The sequence below is a fragment of the Citrobacter sp. wls718 genome, assembly GCF_005280945.1.
Classification (GTDB): Bacteria; Pseudomonadota; Gammaproteobacteria; order Enterobacterales; family Enterobacteriaceae; genus Citrobacter; species Citrobacter gillenii.
Genome location: NZ_SZWV01000074.1, coordinates 1 through 8074 on the forward strand (window position 1 = coordinate 1; position 8074 = coordinate 8074).

Genomic DNA, 8074 nt, shown 5'->3' on the forward strand with positions numbered 1-8074 from the left:
GGTGCTTGCACCGCCATCCGGCAAATTTGCGGTAAATCTCATTTTTATTTTCCCGTTATTTATTCGAAAACGTCTTTTTCAGCGGCAAAGGGGTTGCTGAAAATTTCCAGTTTTGTGACAGCTAACACAAAACGCTTATCGATACGTTTCGCTATAGAAAAAACACACGCAATCGATCGAAATCACAAAATTACTTGCTGTGAAAACATCAAAAACCAGCGTTAATTTATTGTTGCATTTGATAATTTATTGTTTGTTTTGTTTTGAATAATGATAAATGCAATGTTTCTTTACAAACAAATAAGGCAAAATAGTGTGATGCATGGCGTTATTTAACCACGATAATAATTAAATTATAATTTTATTTGATAAATTGCTCATTAAATTTAAACGTTATCCCGACCGATAATTACTCTGTAATTGCTTGAATTATCATCTTTCAACCGTCGGTTAAATAACCGTTAACGTGCATGTGTTATCGCCATAAATTTTCGTTATCCCCCCATCTTTTTTTGATTAAAGTCAGGTTAAAGTGAGATCGTTTTTCTTCATTGCATTGATAAATAACGATTTTATTGGTTTATAATAATCTTACAAAATGTAAGTGAAGGGGATTTGTGAGTGGTCGCACATATCCGTGAACGTTTAATTTGGTACACTTCCTGCCGTCAACAAAGTAATTAGAGCAGGCCGATATGAATACTATTTCTCTCCCTAAAACACAGCACTTAGTGGTCTTTCAGGAAGTCATTAGAAGTGGTTCTATCGGCTCAGCTGCAAAAGAATTAGGTTTAACTCAACCCGCAGTAAGCAAAATCATTAATGATGTTGAGGCTTATTTTGGTATTGAGTTGGTGGTGCGTAAAAATACAGGCGTCACATTGACCCAAGCCGGTCAGGTGATGCTCTCATGGTCTGAATCTATTACCCGTGAAATGAAAAACATGGTTGATGAGATGAATAGCATGACGAGCAATGCGGTTGTTGATGTGTCGTTCGGTTTCCCCTCACTGATCGCCTTTACCATCATGTCCGGCATGATTAAGAAGTTTAAAGAGGTGTTCCCGAACGCGCAGGTTTCCATGTATGAAGCCCAGCTTTCCTCTTTCTTACCAGCGGTTCGTGATGGGCGTCTGGACTTTGCAATCGGCACGTTAAGCGATGAGATGAAATTGCACGACCTGCATGTGGAGCCGCTGTTCGAGTCAGAGTTTGTTCTGGTTGCCAGTAAGTCCCGAACACGCACCGGCATCACTACGCTGAGCGCATTGCAAAATGAACAGTGGGTGTTGCCGCAAACGAATATGGGTTACTACAGCGAGCTTCTTACTACGTTACAAAAAAATGGCATCAGCAGTGAAAACATCGTTAAAACAGACTCGGTCGTCACAATTTATAATCTTGTTCTCAATGCTGATTTCTTAACAGTAATTCCCTGCGATATGACCACTCCATTTGGTTCAAACCAGTTTATTACTATTCCGGTAGAAGAGGCCTTACCGGTCGCGCGTTACGCCGCCGTCTGGTCTAAAAATTATCGAATTAAAAAAGCAGCATCAATTTTGGTGGAATTAGCCAAAGAATATTCATCATATAATTGCCAGCGACGAAAGCAATTAATTGAAGTTGATTAAAGATTAAACTCGATTTAATACGGAATTAATGCCATCGGTCTATATCAGACGTTGGTCACGGCTATCTATTTACTTTAATACCCAGGTAAGAGGTTCTAATGCACATTACATACGATCTCCCAGTTGCAATTGAAGATATCCTCGAAGCGAAAAAAAGACTGGCGGGGAAAATTTATAAAACGGGAATGCCTCGCTCTAACTATTTTAGTGAACGTTGCAAAGGGGAAATTTTCCTTAAGTTTGAGAACATGCAGCGTACTGGTTCATTTAAAATTCGCGGTGCCTTTAACAAGCTCAGTTCTTTAACTGAAGCGGAAAGATGTAAAGGCGTGGTGGCCTGCTCTGCAGGTAACCATGCGCAAGGGGTTTCCCTCTCTTGTGCGATGCTCGGTATTGACGGCAAAGTGGTGATGCCAAAAGGCGCACCGAAGTCTAAAGTGGCTGCTACCTGCGACTACTCCGCAGAAGTTGTGCTGCACGGTGACAACTTCAACGACACGATCGCTAAAGTGAGTGAGATTGTTGAAACTGAAGGCCGCATCTTTATTCCGCCTTATGATGATCCGAAAGTGATTGCCGGTCAGGGGACTATCGGTCTGGAAATTCTGGAAGATCTGTATGATGTCGATAACGTGATTGTGCCAATTGGTGGCGGCGGACTGATTGCCGGTATTGCGATAGCCATTAAATCTATCAACCCGACCATTAAAATTATTGGCGTACAGTCTGAAAACGTTCACGGCATGGCGGCTTCTTTCCACGCTGGAGAAATAACCACGCACCGAACGACCGGCACCCTGGCGGATGGTTGTGACGTCTCCCGCCCGGGTACTTTGACCTATGAAATCGTTCGTGAGTTAGTGGATGACATTGTCCTGGTCAGCGAAGATGAAATTCGCAACAGTATGGTGGCATTAATTCAGCGAAATAAAGTTGTGACAGAAGGCGCTGGCGCGCTGGCCTGTGCTGCATTATTAAGCGGGAAATTAGATAGCTATATCCAGAATAGAAAAACAGTCAGCATTATTTCTGGCGGTAATATCGACCTTTCTCGTGTATCCCAAATTACTGGTTTAGTTGACGCTTAATATATTTCGTTGAGGATAGGATATGAGTACTACTGATAGCATTGTATCCAGCCAGACAAAACAATCGTCCTGGCGCAAATCGGACACCACCTGGACACTGGGTTTATTTGGTACAGCCATCGGCGCCGGGGTGTTGTTCTTCCCTATCCGCGCAGGCTTTGGCGGGCTGATCCCCATTCTGTTAATGCTGGTGTTAGCGTACCCCATCGCGTTCTATTGCCACCGTGCGCTGGCACGCCTGTGTCTTTCCGGTTCTAACCCTTCCGGCAACATCACAGAAACGGTTGAAGAGCATTTTGGTAAAACGGGCGGCGTGGTCATCACGTTCCTCTACTTCTTTGCGATTTGCCCACTGCTGTGGATTTATGGCGTCACCATTACCAACACCTTTATGACCTTCTGGGAAAACCAGTTGCAGATGCCAGCGCTTAATCGTGGCTTCGTCGCGCTGTTCCTGCTGCTGTTGATGGCATTCGTCATCTACTTCGGTAAAGATCTGATGGTTAAAGTGATGAGCTTCCTGGTATGGCCGTTCATTGCCAGCCTGGTACTTATCTCTCTGTCCCTGATCCCTTACTGGAACTCAGCGGTTATCCAGCAGGTGGATCTCAGCAATATAGCGTTGACCGGGCATGACGGTATTCTGGTCACCGTATGGCTGGGTATTTCCATCATGGTGTTCTCCTTCAACTTCTCGCCAATTGTTTCCTCTTTCGTGGTGTCTAAACGCGAAGAGTATGAAAAAGATTATGGCCGCGAATTTACCGAGCAGAAATGTTCCAAGATCATCTCCCGCGCCAGTATGCTGATGGTTGCAGTGGTCATGTTCTTCGCCTTTAGCTGCCTGTTCACGCTGTCTCCGGCAAATATGGCCGAAGCCAAAGCGCAGAACATTCCGGTACTGTCATACCTGGCGAACCACTTTGCTTCACTGTCCGGCACCAAGTCGACCTTCGCGACCGTTCTGGAATACGGTGCTTCTATCATCGCACTGGTCGCTATCTTCAAATCTTTCTTCGGCCACTATCTGGGCACGCTGGAAGGTCTGAACGGTCTGGTCCTGAAGTTTGGTTATAAAGGTGATAAGAACAAAGTCTCTGTTGGCAAACTTAACACCATCAGCATGATCTTCATCATGGGTTCCACCTGGGTTGTGGCTTACGCCAACCCGAACATCCTGGACCTGATTGAAGCGATGGGCGCGCCAATTATCGCCTCACTGCTCTGCTTGCTGCCGATGTATGCCATCCGTAAAGCGCCGTCTCTGGCGAAATACCGTGGCCGTCTGGATAACGTGTTTGTTACTGCGATTGGTCTGCTGACTATCCTGAACATCGTCTACAAACTGTTTTAATCCTTAAGCTCAGGATGAGCGGAGTAGTGAAATGAATGAGTTTCCGGTAGTACTGGTTATTAATTGTGGTTCATCTTCCATTAAATTCTCAGTGCTGGATGCAGCCAACTGTGATGTTTTAATGGCGGGAATTGCAGACGGTATTAACTCTGAAAATGCGTTCATAGCAATTAATGGTGGGGAGCCGGCTAAGCTGGCTCACCACAGCTACGAAGACGCATTAAAGGCTATTGCCGCTGAACTGGAACAACGTAATTTAATGGATAGCGTGGCCTTAATTGGCCACCGCATTGCCCACGGTGGAAGTATCTTTACGGAATCAGCGATAATTACAGATGACGTTATCGACAATATTCGTCGGGTATCTCCTTTAGCACCATTACATAATTATGCGAACCTGAGCGGGATTGAATCCGCACAGCATCTTTTTCCGGGTGTACAGCAGGTGGCGGTATTTGATACCAGCTTCCACCAGACGATGGCACCTGAAGCCTATCTGTACGGTTTACCGTGGAAATATTACGAGGAGCTGGGTGTTCGTCGTTATGGCTTCCACGGCACGTCGCACCGCTATGTTTCTCAGCGAGCGCACGAGCTTCTCGACCTCCAGGATGATGATTCTGGCCTGGTTGTCGCGCACCTGGGTAACGGCGCGTCCATCTGCGCGGTCCGTAACGGACAAAGCGTGGATACCTCAATGGGTATGACGCCGCTGGAAGGACTGATGATGGGTACGCGTAGCGGTGATGTGGACTTTGGCGCGATGGCGTGGATCGCCAGTGAAACCAATCAGACGCTGAGCGACCTTGAGCGTGTCGTTAATAAAGAGTCTGGCCTGCTGGGTATTTCCGGTTTGTCCTCTGACTTACGTACGCTGGAAAAAGCCTGGCACGAAGGACACGAGCGTGCGCAGCTGGCGATTAAAACCTTTGTGCATCGTATTGCACGCCATATCGCCGGACATGCTGCATCGTTACATCGTCTTGATGGGATTATTTTCACCGGCGGCATTGGTGAAAACTCAGTCTTAATTCGCCGTCTGGTGATTGAACATCTGGCCGTATTAGGTGTGAATATCGACAGCGAAATGAATAGTCTGCCAAATTCTCATGGCGAGAGAATTATCTCTGCTAATGATGCTCGAGTTATTTGTGCAGTTATTCCGACGAATGAAGAGAAAATGATTGCTCGTGATGCCATTCATTTAGGCAGAATTAACACACCAGTAGAATTTGCATAATTAATTTTCTGTAGAGAGATTATTTTTCATGAAGGTAAATATCGATACCAGCGATATGCTGTATGCCGACGCGTGGCTTGGCTTTAAAGGTACGGACTGGAAAGAAGAAATTAATGTCCGTGATTTTATTCAGCATAACTACACGCCTTATGAAGGGGATGAATCTTTCCTCGCCGAAGCGACGCCGGCAACCACCGCATTGTGGGAAAAAGTCATGGCGGGCATCCGTATTGAAAACTCGACGCATGCGCCGGTAGATTTCGATACCAATATTGCCACTACGATCACCGCGCACGATGCCGGTTATATTGAACAAGAACTGGAAAAGATCGTCGGTCTGCAAACGGATAAGCCGCTGAAGCGTGCGCTGCATCCGTTCGGCGGCATCAACATGATCAAAAGCTCTTTTGATGCTTACGGTCGTGAAATGGATGCTGATTTTGAGTACCAGTATACCGAACTGCGTAAAACCCATAACCAGGGCGTGTTCGACGCGTATTCCCCGGATATGCTGCGCTGCCGTAAGTCCGGCGTATTAACCGGTCTGCCGGATGGCTATGGCCGTGGTCGTATCATTGGCGATTACCGCCGTGTTGCGTTGTACGGTATTCGCTACCTGGTGCGTGAACGCGAGCAGCAGTTTGCCGATCTCCAGTCAAATCTGGAGTGGGGGCAGAATCTGGAGGCGACGATTCGCCTGCGTGAAGAGCTGTCTGAGCACCGTCGTGCGCTGCTGCAAATGCAGGAAATGGCGGCGAAGTACGGTTGCGATATTTCCCGTCCGGCGCGTAACGCACAGGAAGCCGTACAGTGGGTGTATTTTGCTTATCTGGCCGCGGTGAAATCGCAGAACGGCGGCGCGATGTCGCTGGGCCGTACTGCATCGTTCCTCGACATTTACATTGAGCGCGACTTCAAAGCCGGTATCTTAAACGAGCAGCAGGCGCAGGAGTTGATCGACCACTTCATCATGAAGATCCGCATGGTGCGCTTCCTGCGTACCCCGGAATTCGACACCCTGTTCTCCGGCGATCCTATCTGGGCGACCGAAGTTATTGGTGGGATGGGGCTGGACGGCCGCACGCTGGTCACCAAAAACTCGTTCCGCTACCTGCATACGCTGCACACCATGGGACCGGCACCTGAGCCGAACCTGACGGTGCTGTGGTCTGAAGGCTTACCGATTGCCTTCAAAAAATATGCCGCACAGGTGTCTATCGTCACGTCGTCTTTACAGTATGAAAATGACGATCTGATGCGCGCTGACTTTGAAAGCGATGACTATGCCATTGCCTGCTGCGTCAGCCCGATGGTCATCGGCAAACAAATGCAGTTCTTTGGTGCGCGTGCCAACCTCGCCAAAACATTGCTGTACGCAATCAACGGCGGTGTGGATGAGAAGCTGAAAATCCAGGTCGGGCCGAAAACTGCTCCGCTGATGGATGACGTGCTGGATTACGACACGGTGATGGAGAGCCTGGACCACTTTATGGACTGGCTGGCCGTGCAGTACATCAGTGCGCTGAACATCATTCACTATATGCACGACAAGTACAGCTACGAAGCCGCGCTGATGGCGCTGCACGATCGTGATGTTTATCGCACCATGGCATGCGGTATGGCGGGTCTGTCCGTTGCTGCGGACTCCCTGTCGGCTATCAAGTACGCTCGCGTCAAACCGATCCGTGATGAAAATGGCCTGGCGGTCGACTTCGAAATTGAAGGTGACTATCCGCAGTACGGTAACAACGATGAGCGCGTAGACAGCATTGCCTGCGACCTGGTTGAACGCTTTATGAAGAAAATTAAAGTGTTGCCAACCTATCGCAACGCGGTGCCGACGCAGTCCATTCTGACCATCACCTCTAACGTGGTGTACGGCCAGAAAACCGGGAATACCCCGGACGGGCGTCGCGCAGGTACGCCGTTTGCGCCAGGTGCGAACCCGATGCACGGCCGCGATCGCAAAGGTGCCGTCGCCTCGTTGACCTCGGTGGCTAAACTGCCGTTTACCTATGCCAAAGATGGTATCTCGTACACCTTCTCGATTGTGCCGGCTGCACTGGGCAAAGAAGATAGCGTGCGTAAAACCAACCTGGTCGGTCTGCTGGACGGTTATTTCCATCATGAAGCGCATGTCGAAGGCGGTCAGCACCTGAACGTCAACGTCATGAACCGCGAAATGCTGATGGATGCTATTGAGCACCCGGAAAACTATCCGAACCTGACGATCCGCGTGTCTGGCTATGCGGTGCGCTTTAACGCGCTAACCCGCGAACAGCAGCAGGACGTTATTTCACGCACTTTCACCCAGGCGCTTTAACGCCGGAGGGTTTATGAGAAAAGTTATTGCAACCGACTGTGCGCCAGGGGCGATTGGGCCTTACGTACAGGGCGTGGATCTGGGCAGCATGGTGTTGACCTCAGGTCAAATCCCGGTATGTCCGCAGACCGGTGAAGTTGCCGAACACGTGACCGATCAGGCGCGTCAGAGTCTGGAAAACGTGAAAGCGATCGTTGAGTCCGCCGGTTTGAAAGTGAACGATATCGTGAAGACCACCGTTTTCGTGGCCGATCTGAACGACTTCGCCACCATTAATCAGGTGTATCAGCAGTTCTTTGATGAGCACGAGGCTATCTATCCGGCACGCAGCTGTGTGCAGGTTGCTCGCTTGCCGAAGGATGTGAAGCTGGAGATTGAAGCCATCGCCGTACGCGGCGACACGGTGTAACTCCCCGCGGGGCGATCGTCAGGATC

7 protein-coding genes are annotated in these 8074 nt (G+C 48.7%); all 7 read left to right on the forward strand.

All coding sequences use genetic code 11. The features are described from left to right. On the forward strand, nucleotides 1–225 hold a 225-nt coding region (locus FDW95_RS23320), incomplete at its 5' end, for a hypothetical protein (protein ID WP_212734303.1). Between the two features lie 470 nt (nucleotides 226–695). Further along, a complete protein-coding gene (gene tdcA, locus FDW95_RS14700) occupies nucleotides 696–1634 on the forward strand; it encodes a transcriptional regulator TdcA (protein WP_096755562.1) in 939 nt (312 codons plus the stop codon). 98 nt (nucleotides 1635–1732) lie between these two features. Next, complete coding sequence (gene tdcB, locus FDW95_RS14705; protein WP_096755563.1) at nucleotides 1733–2722, forward strand: bifunctional threonine ammonia-lyase/L-serine ammonia-lyase TdcB; 990 nt, start codon at nucleotides 1733–1735, stop codon at nucleotides 2720–2722. A gap of 22 nt (nucleotides 2723–2744) precedes the next feature. Beyond that, the gene (tdcC, locus tag FDW95_RS14710) at nucleotides 2745–4076 is read left to right on the forward strand and encodes a threonine/serine transporter TdcC (RefSeq protein ID WP_115257422.1); all 1332 of its coding nucleotides are present in this window, start codon (nucleotides 2745–2747) and stop codon (nucleotides 4074–4076) included. Between the two features lie 31 nt (nucleotides 4077–4107). Next, complete coding sequence (gene tdcD / locus FDW95_RS14715; RefSeq protein WP_096755565.1) at nucleotides 4108–5316, forward strand: propionate kinase; 1209 nt, start codon at nucleotides 4108–4110, stop codon at nucleotides 5314–5316. 28 nt (nucleotides 5317–5344) lie between these two features. After that, nucleotides 5345–7639, forward strand: a complete 2295-nt coding sequence (pflB, locus tag FDW95_RS14720) for a formate C-acetyltransferase (RefSeq protein WP_137363539.1) — start codon at nucleotides 5345–5347, stop codon at nucleotides 7637–7639. Nucleotides 7640–7652: 13 nt separating this feature from the next. Continuing rightward, on the forward strand, nucleotides 7653–8048 hold the full coding sequence (locus tag FDW95_RS14725; RefSeq protein WP_096755567.1) for an enamine/imine deaminase: 396 nt from the start codon (nucleotides 7653–7655) through the stop codon (nucleotides 8046–8048). The last annotated feature ends 26 nt before the right edge of the window (nucleotides 8049–8074 follow it).

Excerpts from the sequence above, each read along its gene's own strand:
- tdcA (WP_096755562.1), top strand. The coding sequence starts at position 696 with ATGAATACTATTTCTCTCCCTAAAACACAGCACTTAGTGGTCTTTCAG.
- tdcB (WP_096755563.1), top strand. The coding sequence starts at position 1,733 with ATGCACATTACATACGATCTCCCAGTTGCAATTGAAGATATCCTCGAA.
- tdcC (WP_115257422.1), top strand. The coding sequence starts at position 2,745 with ATGAGTACTACTGATAGCATTGTATCCAGCCAGACAAAACAATCGTCC.
- tdcD (WP_096755565.1), top strand. The coding sequence starts at position 4,108 with ATGAATGAGTTTCCGGTAGTACTGGTTATTAATTGTGGTTCATCTTCC.
- pflB (WP_137363539.1), top strand. The coding sequence starts at position 5,345 with ATGAAGGTAAATATCGATACCAGCGATATGCTGTATGCCGACGCGTGG.
- FDW95_RS14725 (WP_096755567.1), top strand. The coding sequence starts at position 7,653 with ATGAGAAAAGTTATTGCAACCGACTGTGCGCCAGGGGCGATTGGGCCT.